General features: G+C 54.6%; 17 protein-coding genes. 2 read left to right on the top strand and 15 right to left on the bottom strand.

Annotated features, from left to right (window positions below; all coding sequences use genetic code 11):
• Positions 1-7: 7 nt before the first annotated feature.
• From RBB82_RS11480 to RBB82_RS11470, 3 genes are all read right to left on the bottom strand, one after another.
• Complete coding sequence (locus RBB82_RS11480; RefSeq protein ID WP_433975267.1) at positions 8-991, bottom strand: hypothetical protein; 984 nt, start codon at positions 989-991, stop codon at positions 8-10.
• Positions 992-1276: 285 nt separating this feature from the next.
• The gene (locus RBB82_RS11475; protein WP_433975266.1) at positions 1277-1669 is read right to left on the bottom strand and encodes a LysR substrate-binding domain-containing protein; all 393 of its coding nucleotides are present in this window, start codon (positions 1667-1669) and stop codon (positions 1277-1279) included.
• On the bottom strand, positions 1566-2159 hold the full coding sequence (locus tag RBB82_RS11470; protein WP_433975265.1) for a LysR family transcriptional regulator: 594 nt from the start codon (positions 2157-2159) through the stop codon (positions 1566-1568). The genes RBB82_RS11475 and RBB82_RS11470 overlap by 104 nt, the downstream gene beginning before the upstream one ends.
• Before the next feature lie 47 nt (positions 2160-2206).
• On the opposite strand from RBB82_RS11470, the gene RBB82_RS11465 reads away from it, so the two are divergent.
• Together RBB82_RS11465 and RBB82_RS11460 are read left to right on the top strand one after the other, a co-directional pair.
• Complete coding sequence (locus tag RBB82_RS11465) at positions 2207-3202, top strand: aldo/keto reductase (protein WP_433975264.1); 996 nt, start codon at positions 2207-2209, stop codon at positions 3200-3202.
• A 400-nt stretch (positions 3203-3602) separates the two neighbouring features.
• Positions 3603-5183 (top strand): glycoside hydrolase family 27 protein, encoded by a 1581-nt coding sequence (locus RBB82_RS11460; RefSeq protein ID WP_433975263.1) that lies wholly within the window; start codon positions 3603-3605, stop codon positions 5181-5183.
• A 584-nt stretch (positions 5184-5767) separates the two neighbouring features.
• On the opposite strand, the gene RBB82_RS11455 is transcribed toward RBB82_RS11460, so the two are convergent.
• The 12 genes from RBB82_RS11455 to fumC all read right to left on the bottom strand — a co-directional run bounded on the left by RBB82_RS11455 (position 5768) and on the right by fumC (position 20803).
• Entirely contained in the window at positions 5768-9088 is a 3321-nt protein-coding gene (locus RBB82_RS11455) for a DNA polymerase III subunit alpha (RefSeq protein ID WP_433975262.1), read from the bottom strand.
• Positions 8994-10484, bottom strand: coding sequence for a DNA polymerase Y family protein (locus RBB82_RS11450; protein WP_433975261.1), 1491 nt, complete (start codon positions 10482-10484; stop codon positions 8994-8996). Before RBB82_RS11450 ends, RBB82_RS11455 begins: the two co-directional genes overlap by 95 nt.
• On the bottom strand, positions 10481-11254 hold the full coding sequence (locus tag RBB82_RS11445; protein WP_433975260.1) for an ATPase domain-containing protein: 774 nt from the start codon (positions 11252-11254) through the stop codon (positions 10481-10483). The genes RBB82_RS11450 and RBB82_RS11445 overlap by 4 nt, the downstream gene beginning before the upstream one ends.
• 194 nt (positions 11255-11448) lie before the next feature.
• Positions 11449-11706: a DUF3606 domain-containing protein gene (locus RBB82_RS11440; protein WP_433975259.1), complete on the bottom strand. Its 258-nt coding sequence runs from the start codon at positions 11704-11706 to the stop codon at positions 11449-11451.
• A 933-nt stretch (positions 11707-12639) separates the two neighbouring features.
• Positions 12640-13776 carry a helix-turn-helix domain-containing protein gene (locus RBB82_RS11435; protein ID WP_433975258.1) on the bottom strand — a complete coding sequence of 379 codons (1137 nt, stop codon included), beginning with the start codon at positions 13774-13776 and terminating at the stop codon, positions 12640-12642.
• Between the two features lie 12 nt (positions 13777-13788).
• Positions 13789-14472, bottom strand: coding sequence for a hypothetical protein (locus RBB82_RS11430; RefSeq protein WP_433975257.1), 684 nt, complete (start codon positions 14470-14472; stop codon positions 13789-13791).
• Between the two features lie 239 nt (positions 14473-14711).
• A complete protein-coding gene (locus RBB82_RS11425) occupies positions 14712-15029 on the bottom strand; it encodes a hypothetical protein (protein ID WP_433975256.1) in 318 nt (105 codons plus the stop codon).
• Positions 15026-15430, bottom strand: coding sequence for a hypothetical protein (locus RBB82_RS11420; protein WP_433975255.1), 405 nt, complete (start codon positions 15428-15430; stop codon positions 15026-15028). The genes RBB82_RS11425 and RBB82_RS11420 overlap by 4 nt, the downstream gene beginning before the upstream one ends.
• A 176-nt stretch (positions 15431-15606) precedes the next feature.
• Positions 15607-16011 (bottom strand): tautomerase family protein, encoded by a 405-nt coding sequence (locus tag RBB82_RS11415; RefSeq protein WP_433975254.1) that lies wholly within the window; start codon positions 16009-16011, stop codon positions 15607-15609.
• A gap of 39 nt (positions 16012-16050) precedes the next feature.
• Entirely contained in the window at positions 16051-17610 is a 1560-nt protein-coding gene (locus RBB82_RS11410; protein ID WP_433975253.1) for a carbohydrate porin, read from the bottom strand.
• A gap of 39 nt (positions 17611-17649) precedes the next feature.
• Positions 17650-19302, bottom strand: coding sequence for an NAD-dependent malic enzyme (locus RBB82_RS11405; RefSeq protein ID WP_433975252.1), 1653 nt, complete (start codon positions 19300-19302; stop codon positions 17650-17652).
• Positions 19295-20803: a class II fumarate hydratase gene (gene fumC / locus RBB82_RS11400; protein ID WP_433975251.1), complete on the bottom strand. Its 1509-nt coding sequence runs from the start codon at positions 20801-20803 to the stop codon at positions 19295-19297. The genes RBB82_RS11405 and fumC overlap by 8 nt, the downstream gene beginning before the upstream one ends.
• Positions 20804-20873 lie beyond the last annotated feature (70 nt).

The raw sequence follows: 20873 nt of genomic DNA, 5'->3' as shown, positions 1-20873 counted from the left end.
TGATCCTTTAGGCTGCATTCTCGACGGCCTCGGTTGCCACAATGCGCAGCCGCATCTCGACGCGCAGATCGCCGTCGCCCGTGACATAGAAAAATCCGATGTATGGGGCATCACGTTCGTACTGTTCCGTTGCGAGTTGCAGTGAGAGCGAGATCGTCTGCTCTTCTCCGGGTGCAAGTTCCAGGATCTCCGGACGAACGGCAATTGCCGGAGCGAATGCGGCCCCCACCCCGTCGGCCCGGCGAATTTCGGTGACGACGTAATGAATCGGGGTTTTCGCGGAGGTTGTATTCGTTACGTTGAAGGAGGCGAAGGCTATCCCTCCTTGTGGCCCAGACAAAGGGAGGGTAATGGATATATCTTCCTCGCGGCGCCGAGCTAAGGCGAGCACGCCGAGGAAGTACTTTTCTTCGTAGCGAGCTCGAATCTCGTTTAGCTGATCTATCACGGCGAAGTACAACTGGCTGACACGCTGCATCTGTTCCGGGAGTTGATTGGACATCTGGCCCACAACTTTTTGCTGCACATCTTCTGGAGTGACCTCGCCCAAAGCAACACGGTCCAGTTGCCTCCGATAAGCCTTCACAGCGCGTGCGTTGAGTTGGCCGGCGTACTCCGCATATTGCTCGAACCAGCGCGAGGGATTGCCGGGCTCGAAGATCGGCGCGGGAATTTCGCTCTCGACCTCATCTCGAATGGCCGGACCGGAACTGTTCAGTTGTGCAAGACGGTTAAGGAACTCCGCACCGAGGGCCGTAAGACGTTCTGTGTAGGCGGAGCCGTTTTCCTTGATGAAGCGTGGATAATACTCCTCGAAGACAGTGGCTGTAAGCCGCCCCTGGCTAACGCAGACGAGGACCTCTTGGTAGAGTTGAAGAGTTCTGGAGGAGTGCGCTGAGGCGCGTGCCAAGAACTGCGAATAGGACGTGGACCAGTCAGAGGGCGCGTCCTCAACGAAGCTGCGATGAGACCATGTGGGTCCTGCAGTCACAGTAATCCCCCTTGAGATACGGGGCCTGGCGCAAAATCACCGAACGTTGCGCGGAGAAGACCCAGTAATTTACCCATATTTGGAAGGTGAAGTCAATGACGGAGGGTACAGTCAAGGCTTAAGAGGTCGGTGCCAAGTCGAGACGCATTATGGCCCGATAGAGGTCACAGCTGGACTAACGCGGAAGACTCGAACTTCAAGGCTATCCGGTTTTCTCATTCTGCGACCTGCAGTAATAATGTCCGACTACGATTATCCATTTCGAAGTCACTTCGAGGTCCATTCCTACACACGAAGCCTGTCGATCAAAGCGGCAAGGGCAGCAGATTGATTCCTGCGGCTGGGATAGTAGAGGAAGTATCCCGGAAACGATGGGCACCAGTCGTTGAGAACGTGAATCAAGCGCCCCTTCGCGATCAATGCCGTAAGAGTTTCTTCCATTGCCGTGCCAATCCCGACGCCGTCGAGTACCGCTTGGATGACGAGGTCCGGATCGTCGAACGATACGGGGCCTTGGGGGCTGACCGTGAGCGCCTTCCGACCCTTCTCAAACTCCCACCGGTAAAGACCATTGCTAAAACGGAATCCAATGCAGGAATGATCTTTCAGGTCCTGTGGGTGACGGGGGATGGTGTTCGACTCGAAATACTCTGGAGAGCCGACCACGGCAAGGCGCATCTCTTTCGTCACACGGCACAGCGATCATGTCTCTCTGAATGAATTCGCCGAGTTGAATACCTGCGTCATACTCTCCCGCGACCAGGTCGACAGGATCGTTAGACGAGGTCACCTCCAGTACGATCTCCGGATAGTCGCGTACAAAATCCGCAAGCTTCGGCAGAAGCACCATCTCAGCCGCGGTCCGTGGGATGATGAGTCGGATGCGACCGGCCGGGCGCTCTCTTTGCTTCATCGTCTCAGCGACGGCGCTTTTAATACGCTCCAAAGCGGGGGCAAGTTCTTGTAGCAACGCTGTTCCTGCTGCAGTTGCGGAGACGCTCCGCGTGGTTCGTGCCAGTAACTGAACGCCCAGCTTCTTTTCCAGTCCTCGTATGGAGTGGCTGAGAGCGGACTGCGAAACGCCAAGGCGGGTGGCTGCGCGGGTGAAGCTGCGCTCTTCCGCAACGATCGCAAACGCCGATAGCTCAGCAAGATCTTGTCTGATCATTCATGAATCATACTCATGAGCGTTTGCAAGTAGCGACAGGAGAAATTATGCAGAAGCGAACACTCGGAAATGGTGGCCTCGAAGTTTCAGCACTTGGCCTGGGTTGCATGGGCTTAAGCTTTGGCTTGGGGCCCGCCACAGAGAAGTCGGAGGCTATCAAGCTCATACGGGCCGCTTTTGAACGTGGCGTCACCTTCTTTGACACCGCCGAAGTCTACGGCCCCTACGCCAATGAAGAAGTCGTTGGTGAAGCTCTCGCGCCGTTCCGAAAAGAAGTAGTCATCGCCACCAAGTTTGGTTTTGAGCCCGATCCCAGGAACGATGGCAAGTGGACTGCCACCAACAGTCGCCCTGACCACATCAAGCAGGTCGTGGAAGCCTCGCTGAAGCGTCTGCAAACCGACACGATCGACCTCCTTTATCAGCATCGCGTCGACCCCAGCACCCCCATCGAGGAAACCTCCGGCGCCGTGAAGAATCTTATCGAGGCAGGCAAGGTGAAGCACTTCGGACTGTCCGAAGCAGGTGCAAAGACTATTCGCCGCGCTCATGCCGTGCAACCGGTCGCAGCCTTGCAGAGCGAGTACTCGCTCTTCTGGCGCGAACCCGAAGAATCCGTCATGCCCACACTGGAAGAACTTGGCATCGGTTTCGTCCCGTTCAGCCCACTTGGCAAAGGTTTCCTTACCGGCAAGATCGACTCATCCACCAAGTTCGATAGGACCGATTTCCGCGCTATCGTCCCCCGTTTCAGCGAAGAAAACCGTAAAGCGAATCAGGTCCTCGTCGAGGTCCTCACGAAGTTCGCAGATCAGAAAAAAGCGACGCCTGCACAGATCGCCCTTGCATGGCTGCTTGCTAAGGCGCCATGGATCGTTCCGATTCCGGGCACGACCAAGCTTTCACGACTGGAAGAGAATCTCGTAGGCGCGGCCATCGAACTCACCAGAGACGATTTGCAATCGCTCGAAGAGGCCTCTTCTGCAATTCAGATTGAAGGTGAGCGATACCCTGCAACACACGCGAAGCTGATCGATCGCTAGACGTGTCCTGAATTCTCCAGCCGAATGACTCGGAGATAGCTGGCCACGCAAGCTGAATTTTTTAGAATGTTCATCATCGACAATCCGAATACGCCGCGATAGATTCACATCAGGGCGCAATCAGTTCCCGTGCCGGATCGCGGTCAATCGGGAAATCAGTGTCTAAATCATGCGGGGCATCGTTCCGACAAATCTGTTTTAATGCTGTTTGGTTTTGGACAACGATTTAGATTCGGTACAGGTTGATGTCGGGCTGCCCGCGTCAAGCATGCATCTCTTTCTTAACATGTGATTCCGCCGTGCGACAATTTGGCAACAAACCTGCAGTTCAAAATCGCGCGGACTGTTGGGTGATCCACCAACATCGATACCTGACCAAATTGAAAAGGTTGAAGACCTAATGCCCTATATAGCGAATCAACACTCCTCCACCTGGCCAATTCGCCTCCTGCTCGTGGCCTTTCTCTCGGCGGCGCCATCCTTTGCCCAGACTGATCTTAACGGCTACTGGGATCTGCAGCTGCCAAGCCCCGACGGAAATGTCCGTCATACCTACTTTCAGTTGAACCTCAGCGGAGAGACTCTCACCGGCAAAGTGTTTGGACGCTACCCCGGTGGCAATCCTTTGAACGGCACGTACACAGCAGGGCACCTGCACTTCGTAACCTCTCCACCACCCGCCGTCGCCGGGTCGCCGATCGCCACTGGGTCCACTGCCGCTTCCACGGTCTACGACGGAACCTACAACGATGGCAAGATCAAGCTTGAATGGCGCCGATGGGAGGGCCAGCTCGTCACCGGCACCGCGGTTCGCTCTACCAAAGAGGCCGCCGCGCCCCCTGCTCCTCTTCCCCTGCCGCCACTGCATGATCTTCCTGGCAATGGCCTGGTCAAAACTCCGCCAATGGGCTGGAACAGTTGGAACAAGTTCGCCGGCAGGATTACCGATGCCGACATTCGCTCGATGGCCGATGCGATGGTCTCGAGCGGCATGAAAGATGCTGGCTATGTCTTCATCAACATCGACGATACCTGGCAGGCAGGCCGCGACACCGAGGGAAATATTCTGACAAATAAGAAGTTTCCCGACATGAAGGCACTCGCCGACTACGTCCACTCAAAAGGCCTCAAGATCGGCATCTACTCGTCGCCCGGCCCACTCACCTGCGCTGGATACACTGGCAGCTTTGGTCACGAGGAGCAGGACGCCAAAACCTTCGCTGCATGGGGTATGGACTATCTGAAGTACGACCTTTGCAGCGCCCGCGCCATCTACGACATTACCGAACCCAATCAGCAGGGCCTCTACCAGAAGATGGGAACGGCGCTCGGACATGCCGGCCGACCAATGGTCTATAGTCTGTGCCAGTACGGGTTGACCGACGTCTGGACCTGGGGCAACAAGGTCGGCGGCAATTTGTGGCGTACCACTGGCGATATCCGCGACACGTGGGATTCGATGGAAAAGATCGGCTTCAGCCAGATCTCAATCTCCTCCTATACTCGCCCAGGTCAATGGAACGACCCGGACATGCTCGAGATTGGCAACGGTGGCATGAGCGCCGATGAGTACCGTACCCACATGAGCCTCTGGTCGATGCTCGCTGCTCCCCTCATCGCAGGCAACGACCTGCGGTCGATGTCGGACGAAACCAAATCAATCCTGATGAACAAGGAGATCATCGCCATCGACCAGGATCCCGCCGCGAAACCCGTCCAATCGCTCTCCGTCAATGGCCAGATGGAGACTCTGACCCGCGTCCTTGCGGACGGATCGCTCATCGTCGCAGTCTTTAACCGCGGCGGCACAGCCATGCCGGCAGCGTTGCGGTGGAGCAGCCTGCCCTCCGGTTACTCCGGAAAGAATCTCGCCGTGCGTGACCTGTGGAAGCATGAGTCCGTGACCATGAGCGGAGAGCAGTACAACGAGAGCGTTGCTGCCCACGGCGTACGTCTTCTCAGGATCGCTGTAGCCGATTAAAGCCAACAGACGAGATTTTGAAAAGTTACTCGGATAAGCCTCTGACTGTGTGCTGCGTTTCTCGAATCATCAGAACACAGCCGCAGACCAAGGACGACCGCTAAGGCTCCGAGCGTGTGTTTCTTCTATTGCCCATCTTGGGGTCTACCTTCACTCGAAACAAATATGCCTCACTTTATCCGATTGCGTTGTTGGACCCAAAGATCGGTCCTGCAAGAGCGACGCTCCAATCGCTTCTTTGGTACGCGCCGTCGTTCAGGCGAGAACATGGTCGAATGGGTCGTCTCCGGAAAAGTGACGAACTTGGAGCAGTTTGCGACTAAAGCCGGCCTCAACAAAACGTTACGGCTCTGGGGTCCTTCGATTAGCGCTCTTTCTCCGGCACTCTACGAAGCGATCCTCGCTGGAAACCACTCACCCTTGCTCACCTTGTCAGCGTTTACAGATCTTTCCCTGGGGTGGGAGAGCCAGCGTCTTGCACCATGAAGCCAGACTCATACGTCTCTCGCCTGAACCGAAATCTGATCTCCTTCGGAACCTGCACTATATCGCGAAGGCGACGTTGCGACTATGAGAACTGAACTTCAATGGAAATCATGCGACCTCACTTGCACATTGCTAAGCGTTAGAACGTATAAGGCTGACGCTCTCACGTTGATGACACCGTCCTGATTTTGGAGTGTGCCCCCGATTCGAAGGAACTTTCCACGGGTAACGGCGATGCGGTTCCGTTCATATAGATGAGGATTGATAATGGCATTGGAGATGCCTGTCTCATCTTCCAGGCTGAGGAATATGAACCCTTCGGCCGTTCCAGGACGCTGCCTCGCAATCACTGCTCCCGCAATGCTCACGTACATGCCGTCCGACACCCCTTTCAAACTCGCGGCCGGCAGAACACCAGCATCATTCATCTCTGCTCGGTGGTACGCCATCGGATGCGGGCCAAGCGTTACTCCGGTGCTTTCAAAATCAGCGACTAACCGCTCTTCGGTTGTCATAGGCCGCAGCGGAGCAACAGTCTGGAACTCATGTTCGTCCGGGATGTTCTCGAAGAGCGGCCCAGTCTGTTGACCTGCACGCTCGGCATTCCATAGAGCGGCACGTCGGTGGTGTTTCTCTCCGGTCCAGTTGAAGGCTCCCGCCTTCGCCAGCAGAACCAGCTCTGGTTTTTTGATTGACGGTACGCGACGGCACAAATCGTACTCAGAGGCGAATGGGCCTTCCATAATACGGGCCTCCACGATGGCATCTCCAACTTTTTGCCGCAATCCCTTCACATACTTCAGCCCCATGCGTACAGCAAAAGGATCTGCAAATCGAGTGTGGTCAGCGTTGCTTAGTTCTTCGAGCGTGCAGAACCAGTCTGAACGCTGTATGTCGATAGGTACGATCTTGACGCGATGCCGTTTTGCATCGTTCGCTATCGTCGCTGGCGAATAAAATCCCATTGGCTGATTGTTAAAGAGGGCACAGGTATAGGCAGCAGTGTAGTGATAGCGAGTGTAGGCACTCGAATACGCAATGGAGGCGAAGCTGTGGGCATGCGATTCAGGGAACATGAACTCTTTCACAGTGGAGAGTACCCGCATCACTTCTTCCTGCGTGGACGCGTCAAATCCGTTCGCGGTCATACCTTCATGCAGTCGAGTCTTCAGTCCGGCGATGATAGATTCCGACCGTTTGCCACCCATCGCCTTACGTAGCTCCTCGGCTTCTCCACCTGAAAGATTTGCGGCAACCATACCAATCTTCATTACCTGTTCCTGAAACAACGGCACACCAAGTGTGCGCTCCAGAAATGGCTTAAAGGACGAATGGAGATAGGTAATGGGCTCTCGCCCAAGCCTCCGTGCGATATAGGGATTAACGAACTTTCCTGTCACAGGCCCAGGGCGGATGATCGCAACTTGCATCGACAGATCAGCGAAGCACTTCGGTTTCGTACGTGGCAGAGCAGACATTTGAGCGCGGCTTTCGATCTGAAAGAGACCCACGGTATCGGCCTGCTCGATGGTCTCGTATACCGCATCGTCCTGCGGTAGCTGGGCATAATCGAGTTGTTCACCATAATGCTGTGGGACAAGGTAGGCAGTATCCTTAAGCACCGCCAGCATCCCAAGGCCGAGAAGATCCACCTTGATGATCCCCATATCGGAGCAGTCGTCTTTATCCCACTGAACGACCGTACGGCCTGGCATTGAAGCTCGTTCGATGGGCACAACCGAATCCAGATGTCCCTGACAGATAACCATGCCCCCGGAGTGCTGGCCGAGATTGCGGGGAAGGTTCAGCACGTCGCCGCACTTCTGAAGATAATGCGCAATGCGCCGATGCTTCATATCGAGGCCCGCCGCCTTGAAGCTGTTCTCCAGCGTATCGCTTGGAGCCTTCCACTCCCACGCACTCATCAAGCCGGCGAGTTCTGCCACCGTCCTTTGATCGAAGCCAAATGCTTTACCAACCTCTCGCGAAGAAGACCGATTTCGGAAGGTGATGACGTTCGCGGTCATAGCGGCGCCTAGCTCGCCGTAACGCTGATACACATATTGAATAGCGCGCTCACGATCTGTCTTGCTGGGTAGATCAAGGTCAATATCGGGCCACTCGCCACGTTCTTCCGAAAGAAACCTCTCAAAGAGCAGGTCGAGGCCAACTGAATCAACGATGGTAATTCCGAGCGCGTAGCAGATCACACTATTGGCAGCAGAGCCGCGTCCCTGAATGAGAATGCCGTTGTCCTTGCAAAAGCAAACAATGTCCCACACGATCAGAAAGTAGCCTGCCAGCCCCAATCTCTCAACCAACCGGAGTTCCCGCTCCGCTTGTAGCTTTGCCTTCTCGTAAAGAGCTGAATCATTTTTGGGAAGATAGCGTCGGCGCACACCTTCGTCCACGCGCTTGCGGAGAAACGAATCCATTGTGTCCCCATCCGGCACCAAGTACGCCGGGAACTCGTATCCAAGTCCAGTCAACTGAAACCCTAACCTGGCAGATAACTCGCAGGTATTGGCGATGGCCTCGGGGTAGTCATAGAAGAGTTTGTGCATCTCGGACGCCGTATGCAGATGCCGTTCTGCGTTGCGATTCAGAAGGCGACCCGCAGTATCAAGCGTCGTATGATGACGGATGCAAGTGAAGATATCGAGCACTTCGCGTTCATACGGAGTACCGTAGCTCACACCTCCCGTCGCCAGTAATGGTAGGTTCAGCGAACGTGCAATGCGAACCGCCGCACGGTTGCGATGTTCTTCCTCACGGTCGAAGTGGCGTTGCAGTTCAACATACACATTCCGGGAACCAAAGAGCCGTACTAATTTCTCGACAGTCTCATATGCGGCATCATAGCCACCCTGTGCCAATGCTGCCGCAAGCGGGCCTTCTATACCACCCGTCAGACAAACCAGGCCGTTACCGTACTCTTCCACGTCGGCGATGACAGCAGCACCTTCAGCCTTCGTATTTTCCCGAAGTTTGAACTGCGTAATTAGCCGAGAGAGATTTTGGTATCCAATGCGTGACTCCACCAGGAGCGGCAAGCGCACAGGCTCGGGCGGATGCTGATGCGGTAGATAAGAGGCAATCGGGAGACTTTGGCCTAGGTCGCTTACTGAAAGCTCCGCACCTATGTGCGACTGTACGCCGCATCGCTGTCCCTCCATGTGAAACCGCGCAGAGCCATACAATCCGTTTCGATCGAGCAACGCCATTGCAGGCATCTCCAAACGCGCCGCTTGTTGGATCAGGAACTCCGGCATCGATGAGCCTTCGAGGAAACTAAAAGCGGACCGGGCGTGCAACTCCACATAGTCAGTCATACGTTCCTTGCACATACCAGCAGCGAGCACGTGGATCGAAAGCAATGCGGCAAAGCCGTTCGGCACCGCTGTTCTCCAGTCGGACATCCCACTCTTCGCGGCACCAGTGACCCTCGGACCACCACAGTCCGCCTACCTTGACTGGGCCGGCCGCCTCACGAACAACATATCCCGCCCCACTCCAGAAGACCCGCACGGGGGCATGGTTCGCGAGTGTAACGCCAACCATTTGTGGTGGACGAAAGACGCGCAGAGCGAGAGGCGTCGATAACGATGGCCTCTCACTTTGTCGTGGCGGCGACGGCTCGAACGGCACCACGCGGAAAGCATTCGGTCGATGGTCGTCAGTCAACTCAGGCGAGCCGACACGCTGATCGCCCAACAGCTTCCGCATTCGGGCGAGCATCACTTCGAGCCGCCCTGGCTCCGGCGCTTGCGGGAGAAAGAGACCATGCTGCGCTCGGTACGGCATGGCAGACTGCGCGCGTAACTCCAAGCCCACAATCGCCGCGCTCGGAGGATGAGTCTCCAAATCGAGTTGAATGAGCTTGAGCAATGTCGGCGTATCCTGCAATGGCAATGCGGGACGCACCGTGCGCTCATGCTGTACTTCGCCGTCGAGACGAAGTACGACGCGGAGTGCCGCTATGGCCCGCGCTTTACTACGAACCCGCTCCAACAGTGCCGTCGTCATGCGGGAGAGCAGGAAGAGCAGACGCTCCAATTCCTCTACCGGAAAGTCCAGTTCCATGCGTTCCACCAGACTAGCCTCGAAGCTCGGCTCCATCGGGAACATCAGGTGTGGCCATGTGCCACACGCAAGAGAATGGAGCTTCTTCCCGCCCTGTCCGAAACGCGCGATCAAATCTGTCTCAGACAGCGCCGCCAGCTCCGCACAGGTGCGAATACCCCAGGCCGCAAAGGTAGCTTCATGCTCCGGCAGAAGTCGCAGCGTCGCGAGCGGAAGCTCCCCGATGGCGTGCGCCTCGCAACCGGGCGGCACAACGGAGACGCCAGTCCTACCACATGCAACTGACACCGCCGCATGGAAGTTTTCTGCAACAGCGACATTGACGAGAAAGCCCGCTGCCATGGCACTCCGTCGCAATTTATCCGCGAGTTGCCCTGCATCACCGTACAAAAGATCCATCCCGCGAATGTCCAACGCATACGTACCAGGCCGATCCTCCACCAACTCAATGCGTGGCGAAAACATGCACGCGACATGGTGAAGAGACGCATGCGCGGCAAGCTCATGCTCAATCACACGACGGAGCACGACCACTCCGGTGAATGCCTCAACCTGCAGCCGAGTCATCGCAATCTCGACGCCTAATGAGCACGCCGCCTTATTTGCCGCAAAGACCATCTCCGTCGGTGCCTCACCATCGAGCACCACAAACGGTCTCTTGCGCAGCTCCGGGCGCTGATGCACCGCAGCCTGTGCGAAAAAATTCGGTGGATGGAGAACGGCATACATCATCGCACCCTTGACCAAAGCGTCTCTGCCCGCCAGTTCACGCGCTGCACAGGCTTCCGCTGCATAAAAGCTGTGGCGTCATTGCGGTTGCGCTCACGTACTAGCTCGTACTGTTGTCGCTCAAACAGCGCCGTCTCGCCATTGCTGCTGAACGGCACCGCCTCACCTGGCTCGCAACGCAGCGCCAACGACGCGCAACTACTAGCGCAAGGCGACTGCGTCAGAAAGATCAATGCGGTGCGTGCCTGCTCTGCGGCCAGCCGAAAGCGATACCAGGTAGCTAGCGGAATGCGTCTTGCATGTTCAGGCAGCACATCGCTCATATCGAGCACGACGGCTCCGAAGCCTCCCGTTTGCAGTAACAGATCAGTCGCTTTCAACGCTTGCTCCAGCCGCGACCAGGGCTTGTCTGCCACTCTCTTTCCACGCTCGGCAGACACACGGAGCCACAGCAAACGCCTCAGCTCCACGCCCGCCGCAGCCGCGGCCTCCGGCGAGAGCGCATCACTCACATCCACCCACGCACAGGCGTTGCCAACTTGCGTAATCGAAGCGATCGTCGACAGACCAAAGGAAGTCTTCCCGGTCGAGGCTGCTCCGCTGACCTCCGTGATGCACCCACGCGGAACACCGCCGCCCAGCATCTCATCGACTGCAGTCACACCCGTGGCGAACAGCTCCGGGGCATGCTTGATCTTGAGCGTCAGCGCAGCAGGCACACGCTGAGCCAGCTTGGCTTCGATCTGAAGACGAATTGCATGAGCGGCAGCCATAGGATGTTCGCTTTATATTCGCCTAAGCGACTCAATCCCGCCAGCCTGCACCGCCTCATACCTGGTGCACTTTCGTCGCAAGTACATGAAAAATAAACCAATAATAAAATTGGCCGTTCCTGCTTCGAATACGCAGAAACAATGCCCGCCTCCGTGGCGATAAGCAGTCACGAAAGCGGTCATCTCGGTATCAGTTAGCTCTTGTGATGATTCAGCGCCGCGCGAACCTTCTCCACATGCGTACCATGCACGCGGATCGCCTCATGCAGCTGATCGCCCGTCACACCAAACTCCTTCGCCCAGTAATGAATATCGGACGACATCTTCGGATTAATCTCCTTCGGATCATGCGGGCCTTTCTCTGGCTCGACGTGCTCCGCATGAGCGGTGCGAACTTTGGACTTCTCAACCTCTTCATGTTCATGCGGCCGTGCGGGATCTGGATGAGACATTAATTCACTCCTCTTTTCGCGTACCTCAAGTTAGATGCGGAAGTCATGACGCACGCAGACCGAAAGGGGATCGTCTGCGACTTTCGTAGCAAAGTTACGAAGGTGTTACTTGTCTTATGAATGGAGACAGCGTAGCTTTCGTATTGACTTCTAACTTGCTGAGATTAGGTCGTACGAAAAATGCGCTACCCTCTTGCTTCACTCTTCTTGGTTCTTTCTGGATTTGGCAATCCCCCTTCGAAAATCTGCACAGTCCGCGGCGATTGCTGCGCCCCTTTATATAGACCGAGGTAATTCCGTGCGAAAATTCCTATCGAAAGTTCTATTAGCCATTCCTTTTCTTTTGCCGATGGCCACCTACGCTTCGGATAAACACCGGAAGGATGTTCCTGAAGCGCCTCTACCAGCTTCGGTAGTCTCTGCGAAAAAGGTTTTCGTGACCAACGGAGGAGGGAGCGCTCTCGCCTTCGATGAGTTCTATGCAAAGATCAAAGACTGGGGGCGGTTCGAGATTGTCGGATCACCTGTGTCGGCCGACATAGTCATTGAGTTGCGATATTTCGTCGAAGACGATGGCACGCGTGTTTCTAGCTATACGAATAGTTACACTGGTCAAACTCAAATCGTCAGTAGCCGGTTAGTAGATCCGCAACTATCTGTTCACATCTACGATGCTAAGACAAAGGATCTACTATGGTCGGTCACAGATCATAGACGTCTTGCGAGAAGAGAGAAAAATAGGGAGAAAGAAACAATTAATTCGTCAGATCGTTTAGTCGATGGAATGAAAGATCGGATCATATCGTCAACAGCCGCGGTATCGACTAGTAAACCGTCTTAGCAGAGCTATCGAAGATGTGGATCCCAGCGCAGTATCAACAATGGCTCTCTTTATCTAGGGAAACCAAAGTAGAACTACCCGGCCTAGATGCGTTAAATTGCCCGCCGCTCAAAAGTCACCAAATTATTGGCGTTCGATCTTCTTTCCTCAGCTGGCTGCCCCACCTTCTCTTTCGGAGGGTCGCATGCACCCAAGATTGCAGATACTAGCGAGGTGCTGAGATTAAATTCTTTGGCCAACCGCTCCCAGCTGTCGCTCCCACCAAATGCGACTTCGGAAATTTTCCTGAGCGCTCTCGGGCGTTCTGCGATTGCGTTGAAAGAAGGTTCTTCTAATCGCCATCCGCGTTGAGAAATTTGCATCATAAGATAGCGATATTGACGATCATTAGTAATTTGCAATTGCCGCGATCGCCTTAGTAAGGCCTGCATGGATATCCGCCACTTTGCTTTGAGTTCTGCAAGGCGAAAGAGGCTAATTTTTTGCGCAGTAAAATCTGAGTATATATCTGCGGCAGGCATTAAAAACTCTGCGGCGAACGCGTAGGCTTCTTCTTCGTTTTCCTTTGATGCTATGTGTAAAGTGCGGTGCAGTGTGAGGTGCCCCAACTCATGGGCGGCGCTAAGTCGCAGTCGGTCTACAGGGCGACCAGCTGATATAGCAATCACCGGAATGGCTCTCTCGGGTCCCGCCCAAGTCGCGAAAGCATCGCAGTCTCTTATCTCTGGTAGAGGAAGCACCAGAACCCCGAGTCGCTCGATACCTCGGATCACTTCTTCAACCGGACCCATAGGAAGATTCAAGCTGATCCTTAGTTCACGAGCCGCCTCTATGGGGTCTCGAAAAGATGGCACATTTACCGGGATCAACTTCGCGTAGTTTGCGAGTCGTAGGGCTAGTTCTAAGCTGAGACGGCTGTACTCATGAGCCTGTGCAATTACTTTCTTACCTATGACAGCCTTGGATCTAAACAAGAGACTTCCCTTTGACATCTCCACGCAATCTTGCTGCCTGAAAAATGCAGGAGGGAAACCGAGCAGTTCGGCCATCGTGTCAAGCAAGTCTGCGGTCGGCTGCTTATTTCCTCGTTCTATGTGAGCGATCATTGTTTGATCAACGTAAACAGCTTCAGCTAAGCTCGCCTGGGTCAAGCCGAGCAGTTCGCGAGCTTGCTTAACCCGCGAACCGTTTACGAGCGGCAGCTTAATCTCAAAGAGAGAATCCTGCATAAATCACTTCTTTCAGTTCTTTGACTTTGTCTCATCGATGGGGAGCGCAGTGATCTCGTCTAGATCCGCAGTTACTGTCCGAATCGGTTCGACCAGCTGAATGGTGTTTTCGCCATTCCATTTGGTAATCCAATAGCAGTCAATATCACCCTTGTCATGCGTTCGACGAGGACACGCAATATCCATGCCTATATATTTGAACTCCGCATCCATTCTCCACAAAATAAAGATATTGAGACTCGGCGGCTTTGAGGCTGCGTCTTCCGCGAACGAAAAGGCCATCTGATTGTTGGTTATGAAGCGGACGCGAGCGTCGCTGGTCGCTTTTGGAAGTCCGTCACTGGGAGCTTTCAGCACGCGTATCTCGCCGTATGCTGTCTTGACGCAGAGTCCGCAGTTTGACACTCGCATCATGTCGAAGAAAACCTCATCCTCATCGCGAGCTATGCCACTTTTCTTCTCCAATGACTGACGCACAAGATAACGCGTGTTGGGAGCGTGAACCGCCAAATCTACCGGCCCTTCGTAAAGGCCGAAAATACTCAGGACCTTGGGAAGCGCATCTCTAAGAGCCGCATCGACATCTTTGAACAGATCATCATAGAAATCCAAGACGGCTGTCTTATGAGCCGCAACAGACAACTCATCGTGAGGGTTTGGGAGGTTGAAGATGGGGAGTGGCTTCATGTAGGTCATAATATGACCTAACAATCGACAAATCAAGTTTTATTTTTAATCATCGAATCTCGAAAAGTGCCGTGAACGCTGGCGCTAATCTGCCTGCCCAAACTCGGTGACTCAACAGTCACCCTGACTTCATCAATAAAATACCATGTCGAACGGCCAATCCTACGAACGGTGGGGAGCTAACGGTGACCAAGGCGACTCCGAACTCTCAGCAACTTCGCGTCCGCGCACCAGCGCATAGAGCTTGCTCATCCATCACTCTGCGAAGCTCCCTGAACCCAAACAGGGGGAATGAATGCGCAGAAGACAACCAGCGTCCGCGCCACCATATCCTCCATCTGCAGATGGTGCCAGACCGCCCCACGCGGCTGCCCGTGAATAATCCGCTTCACCATCCCTTCAACGATGTGAAACACCGGCACCAGCACCAAGAAGACAACCGACTTCAACAGCACAGACTGCCACAGCGGCCTCTTCTCATAGCCCCTGCCCAGGTGCATCATCTCCCCCACCAGAATCACCTTGCCGATCACCAGCGCATTGACGATCGCGAAGCCGAATTTCATAGCGTCGTTGCTGACCCATACTTCTTCAGCAGCATCGTGTACGCCACCAGCGCACAGAAGAAGAACATCAGGTACAAAGCGATCACCCAGAACTCGATCAGCTCATGTTTGATCTTCTGCTTGAAACTGGGGTGCGACGGATCGTTGCCGCTCATCGAAGTTCTCCTCGGGCATTCCCCATCACCAAAGGGCCTCCGACAGGAAACCAGGAAAAGAACAGTAGCCCACCCCAACCTCATTCCCAAAAAGGGAACAACCGAAAATAAATCCCCAAAACCTGGCGCATTTTTTCCAGCCCCAAAAACCGGCCGCCAAAACACCACGTTCACCACGCAATCCACCACGTTTTCACCACCAAAACACCACAAAAAAACACCCGTTTTTGCCAAAACCCCCAGCAAAAACGCACATCACCACGCCTGAAAAAATTGCCGCAACAAATGCCTTCTTCAGGCTGCGTCTTCGCTCTTCCACGGAATGACAACGGAGCTCCCACCTCATCTACGCGCCTCCCCTGAGATCATCCGAACAATACCCCTTGAACATCCCTACGGAAGTGAGCAACGGTGAGCGGGCGCTAGCGCAGTGCTGCAAGCGAGACCTGTTGTCCATACATGCCCCAGTCAAGTTCGGGGACCTCGTGAATGACCACGTACACTGGCAGCTGATCGCCGTTTGCTCCGGCATGTTCGCGAAGAATGGCGGTCGCGTCCGCGATCAGCTTCTTCTTAGAATGGTCATCGAGGCCGCCTTCCAGCGTGTTAGCGATCAATGCAATCAGCGGGTTCTGCGCGATCTGACCGCCGCTAAATACGGCGTCGGGAGCATGCTCTGTGAAAAACACCCAAACCCCAGCACGAACTTTCGCTGTATCAGCAAGGCGCTCACAAGTAATACCTAAATCAGTGAGCGCGGCAGCCACCCGAGAACGAGCTTCGGCCGTAAAGGTTCCTTGCGGTGCATGAACAAACAGTTTTGGCATCTTCTTTCTCCTTTGGCTTTGTCCAGATTTAGTCTGTAGCTAAAAATTGATCACTGTGTTGATACCCAAGGCTAAGGCATTGGGCACCGGTACACCCGAAGGAAGCGCATTCGGGATCGAAACAAGTCCTTTCGGATGCAGGATGTACTGCAGACTCGGTTGCAAAATCACACCCGGTCTCACTGCGAATCCATAATTTACTTCCAGAGTTTGTTCATTCGGCGGAACAGGAAAAGTGGTTTGCCCGCTGGTGGAAATCGGAGTTAAGGACACCGGACCTCGGCTGTTCGATCCGTAAGCGAGTCCCACACTGAAGAAGTCTCTCGGCCGCCTTGGGTTCAGTCCGTAGCTCACTGCGCCCACGTTGAAGAAATAGGGCATGACGTTTGTGCGCGGCTCAGGCACTACGACGACGGACGCGAATACGCCTACATGGCGCTGATGCTCTGCATCTCCCCATCGTGAGAGCTCGGCCTCAGCCCTAGGCGACCCTGATGGTGTCTTTAGTCGCCACAGTTGATGATCACCCAGCGCGTAAAAGCCATAGAGACCATGTACTGGTTTCAAAACGCCGCTGGAGACGGTGTACTGGGTACCGCCTGTGTAGAATCCCCCAGCTTTGATGTTGCCGGTCGGTTTGGAAGCATTGCCTAGTGCGAAGTGCCTGAAACCGATCTCGCCGATCGCGAACAGTGGACCATGTAATGAGAAATCAATGCCATGCTGAGCCCCATTTAGCTGATTGGAGTCTGAGTTGTAAGCAGCCGCCTGAGCGTAGAATCCGGGTGTCGGCGAGTATCTTAACCTCGTTCCCCAAGTTGTCCGCGGGTAACCGGCCGCGCCCGACACATTAAAGAACACACCCTCGGGAATTAAATTGAAGCCGATCGAGGCAAAGCTTTTGAAGTATTCAGACCCCAAAAATTCTTCGCCAAAGACCGAATTGAGGGTTAGCCTCCCAACGCGGACGCTCATCCGATTCTCGAGCAGCGTTTGCGTAAACGACAGGTACGTAAGTCGCGGCTGACTTCCTGCACAGTCGGCCAACTGGACCTGAAAGCTGTTGCCGATGTAACTGCGTGACAAGCTCGTGCCCCAGTTTACTGCCCCTCCAATGTCGAATTGACCTCCCTTCCATCCCAGAAGAGGCGCAGTATCAAAACGTACGTCAACACCGAAGAGGTTATAAGCTGAAGTGCCAGTCCGCTCGCCGCCATGCACGTTCCCAAAGGGATCGCTGATGAGAAGGACAGTTGGCACCACGCCTCGCCGTCCAAGTTCACTCCTCAACCCACCCCAACTTCCCAGCGCGTACTGTGCGTCGAGAGACGAGGCACTCAACGCTTCGGGGGAGGGGAAGGCGGACAGGTAGGTGTGATTCGGCCCCTCAACGGATGGACTCGTCTGCTCGTGTGTCGTGCTTTGGGCCCCAGCACTAAGCCCTGAGAGATATAGCAAAACCGCAATAAAACTGTGGAAGCCAAGACTCCACGGCTTACGACTGCGGAAGCGCGGAATGAAACTGCCTTCATCGCGATATCCCCCAACGAAGGCGAGTTCGAAGGGTAGCCAGTCCTCCGGTCGGGCGTACCTATCCATCGTCATCTGCTGCTCACCTCCCCACGGCGGTATATCCGGCTAAGCTTCCAGACTGTTGTATTTCGGCGTGTAGACATGTTGGCGGATAAAAGCCACCATATCGTTCGGACGGGGGACGCGAGCTAATCCTGCATCGAAGACCAACTTCGCCACACGCGCGGCTGTCTGAATCTCGATCTCCAGAATGTTCGATTGCTGTGGATAGAGCAGACCTTGTTTAAGTAGTTCCGGTGGTACCTGGTCCGCCACGGCTTGACCCGCTTCGATGAACATCTCATCTGTGACACGCTTCGCCTGGGTGGCGAAGATCGCCATACCAACAGCCGGGAATATGTAAAAGTTGTTTGCTTGCCCAGGGAGGAGTGTCTGCCCGTTGAAGTGAACCGGGGCAAACTGCACTCCAGCAGCATAGATCGCTTTACCCTTTGACCATGTATAAGCCTGCTCTGGCGTGCACTCCGCATGCTCGGTTGGATTAGAAAGAGCAAGGACCACTGGCCGCTCAGTAACTCTTGATATTGCCTCGATGACCTTTTGACTGAAGGCTCCCCCAATCGTGCTCACGCCGATGATCGTAGTTGGCTTTATGCCCTCGATAGCGGCGACAAAGTCCTTTGTCGGTTCATGCTGATGGGCGTAAGGTTGCTGGAAATCCACAAGATCTTTGCGTGTTGAGTCCAGCAACCCGTGGACGTCGAACATGTAAACCTGTGCCTGGGCCTGTGCGAGCGTTAGACCTTGGGCAACAAGCGCGGTGCAAAGCAGATTTGCAAGGCCAATAGCAGCTGAGCCAGCACCGAGAAACAGATACTTTTCGTCCTTCAGCTGTGTGCCCTTCAGTTTCGTCGCGTTGATCATCCCTGCAAGAGTGATCCCGGCGGTACCTTGGACATCGTCGTTGTAGACACAGTACTTGTCGCGGTAACGTTCGAGAAGGTGCACCGCATCGACACCGGTCCAATCTTCGAAGTGAATGCAGCACTTAGGGAACACCTCCTGCACGGCCTCGACGAACTCATCCACGAAGGAGAACAGATCCTCCGTTGACGGACGGGTCTTGCGCATACCGAGGTACAAGGGGTCCTTCAAATACTGTTCATTGTTCGTGCCTGCATCGAGATACATTGGCAGAAGGTATTGTGGCGGCACTCCAGCGCAGGCGGTGTATAACTGCAGTTTGCCGATTGGAATTCCTGCCCCGTTCGCGCCAAGATCTCCCAGCCCTAGAATGCGGCCGGCGTCCGTCACACAGATAAATCGCACATCTTTCTGCGGCCAGTTCTTCAAGATTTCTCTAACTTTGCCGCGGCGTGTGATCGACAGATACATGCCGCGCGTCTGCCGATAGATGTGCCCAAACTTTAGGCACGCTTCCCCAATGGTTGGGTCGTAGACGATTGGTAGGAATCTTACCGGGTCGGACATGACGGTCCGATAGAACAGAATCTCATTGTGATCGAGCAAGTTCACCAGGTAGATATAGCGCTCGAGGTCTGTGCTCTTATGACCGAGCTGCATCAAGACCCGGCTCAACTGTGTATCCTCGGTTTCGGCTACGTCGGGGACCAGGCCGATTATTCCGAGTGATTGCTTCTCGGCCTCGGTAAAAGCAGTTGACTTGTTCAGCGCCGGATCATGCAGCACTTCTATCCCGTGTTTAGCGGTCGCCATTTTGTTTCTCCTTTTATCCAAAGATTGTCTTGAGTTGAAGCCCCGATTTCATCAGCTGGCTGGGGCGGCGTTGGGGGTGGACCATGGTCGACGGATCCACAATCCGATCGAAGTCAGCTTCCGTGACAAATGCCAGCTTCAGGGCGGCTTGTTTCAGGGTGAGGTCGTTGTCCGTCGCGTAGTGCGCGATCTGCGAAGCCTTGTCGTAGCCGATTACAGGGCTTAGGGCCGTTACAAGCATCAACGAATTTTGTACATACCCAGCAACCTTCTTCTCATTGACCTGAGTGCCTTCCACTGAGTAAATGCGGAACTTCTCGCACCCGTCGGCGAGAATGCGCGCGGAGTGTAGAAAGTTATTGATGATGATCGGTCGCATGGCATTCAACTCAAAGTTCCCCTGCGAACCAGCGAACGCCACCGCCGCATCATCACCGATAACCTGAATGCAGATCATCACGATGGCCTCGCACTGTGTTGGATTGACCTTGCCGGGCATGATCGAAGATCCAGGCTCATTTGGAGGGAGAATCAATTCACCAAGACCACATCGGGGTCCAGAAGCAAGCCAACGCATATCATTGGCGATTTTCATCAATGACACTGCCAGACCGCGCAGGGCTGCGTGAGCAGCCACCATACTATCGAGCGATCCTTGAGCTTCGAACTTATTAGGTGCCGTGATAAAGGTTTCGTTCGTGAGCTCAGCGATTTGCTTCGCGATGGCAACGTCAAATCCCGGGGGCGAGTTCAGGCCAGTGCCAACAGCCGTTCCGCCGCAAGCAAGTTGATAAAGCCCGCCAAGGGAATGCTCAATCCGTTGGAGCGCGTACTTTACCTGAGTGACATAACCGGACCACTCCTGGCCAACGGTCAGCGGAACGGCATCTTCTAGATGTGTGCGACCGATCTTTACGACATGCTGCCACTGATTAGCTTTGTTCTCCATCGCAACCACAAGTGCATTCACTTTTGGCAAGAGACCGTCTCTAATCTCTTTGACTGCTGCTATGTTCATCGCTGTCGGAAAGGTGTCGTTCGACGACTGCGACATATTGACGTGGTCATTCGGATGCACCGGCTGCTTTGTCCCGAGCGTTCCATTTGCGATCTGGATCGCACGATTGGAGATGACTTCGTTCACGTTCATGTTGCTTTGTGTGCCGCTGCCAGTTTGCCAAACGTACAACGGAAAGTTTTCATCCAGCTTGCCAGCAATCACCTCATCGGCGGCCTTTACGATGAGGTCGGCGTTTTCCTTTGATAGTTTGCCAAGGCTCTCATTGACGATTGCCGCCGCCTTCTTCACATAACCGTATGCGTGGTACACCTCGATGGGCATGTGGTCGTTCCCAATGGAGAAGTGGATCAGTGAGCGTTGCGTCTGAGCGCCCCACAGTCGATCCGCCGGCACTTTGACTTGGCCCATCGAGTCAGTCTCGACGCGCCACTTGCCTTCGTCCAGAACCGTGCCCACTTTGTAATGACCATCACTAATTTGTGTGTCTTCGACGTAAGCCATAGGTTCACCTTGTAGAGGTGGCGGATCTGATCTGCGAGACTTTCCTCCACCAAATCCACCTTCGTTTATG

This window comes from Tunturiibacter lichenicola (assembly GCF_051013355.1).
GTDB lineage: Bacteria > Acidobacteriota > Terriglobia > Terriglobales > Acidobacteriaceae > Edaphobacter > Edaphobacter lichenicola_F.
This window is presented reverse-complemented; position numbering and strand designations above follow the sequence as displayed.

What these genes read in the sequence shown, in the direction of transcription:
- RBB82_RS11430 (WP_433975257.1), bottom strand. Translation starts at nt 14,472, where the DNA reads ATGACCTACATGAAGCCACTCCCCATCTTCAACCTCCCAAACCCTCAC.
- RBB82_RS11440 (WP_433975259.1), bottom strand. Translation starts at nt 11,706, where the DNA reads ATGTCTCATCCAGATCCCGCACGGCCGCATGAACATGAAGAGGTTGAG.
- RBB82_RS11410 (WP_433975253.1), bottom strand. Translation starts at nt 17,610, where the DNA reads ATGGATAGGTACGCCCGACCGGAGGACTGGCTACCCTTCGAACTCGCC.
- RBB82_RS11425 (WP_433975256.1), bottom strand. Translation starts at nt 15,029, where the DNA reads ATGAAATTCGGCTTCGCGATCGTCAATGCGCTGGTGATCGGCAAGGTG.
- RBB82_RS11445 (WP_433975260.1), bottom strand. Translation starts at nt 11,254, where the DNA reads ATGGCTGCCGCTCATGCAATTCGTCTTCAGATCGAAGCCAAGCTGGCT.
- RBB82_RS11465 (WP_433975264.1), top strand. Translation starts at nt 2,207, where the DNA reads ATGCAGAAGCGAACACTCGGAAATGGTGGCCTCGAAGTTTCAGCACTT.
- fumC (WP_433975251.1), bottom strand. Translation starts at nt 20,803, where the DNA reads ATGGCTTACGTCGAAGACACACAAATTAGTGATGGTCATTACAAAGTG.
- RBB82_RS11435 (WP_433975258.1), bottom strand. Translation starts at nt 13,776, where the DNA reads ATGCAGGATTCTCTCTTTGAGATTAAGCTGCCGCTCGTAAACGGTTCG.
- RBB82_RS11455 (WP_433975262.1), bottom strand. Translation starts at nt 9,088, where the DNA reads ATGTCCGACTGGAGAACAGCGGTGCCGAACGGCTTTGCCGCATTGCTT.
- RBB82_RS11415 (WP_433975254.1), bottom strand. Translation starts at nt 16,011, where the DNA reads ATGCCAAAACTGTTTGTTCATGCACCGCAAGGAACCTTTACGGCCGAA.
- RBB82_RS11450 (WP_433975261.1), bottom strand. Translation starts at nt 10,484, where the DNA reads ATGATGTATGCCGTTCTCCATCCACCGAATTTTTTCGCACAGGCTGCG.
- RBB82_RS11475 (WP_433975266.1), bottom strand. Translation starts at nt 1,669, where the DNA reads ATGCGCCTTGCCGTGGTCGGCTCTCCAGAGTATTTCGAGTCGAACACC.
- RBB82_RS11470 (WP_433975265.1), bottom strand. Translation starts at nt 2,159, where the DNA reads ATGATCAGACAAGATCTTGCTGAGCTATCGGCGTTTGCGATCGTTGCG.
- RBB82_RS11460 (WP_433975263.1), top strand. Translation starts at nt 3,603, where the DNA reads ATGCCCTATATAGCGAATCAACACTCCTCCACCTGGCCAATTCGCCTC.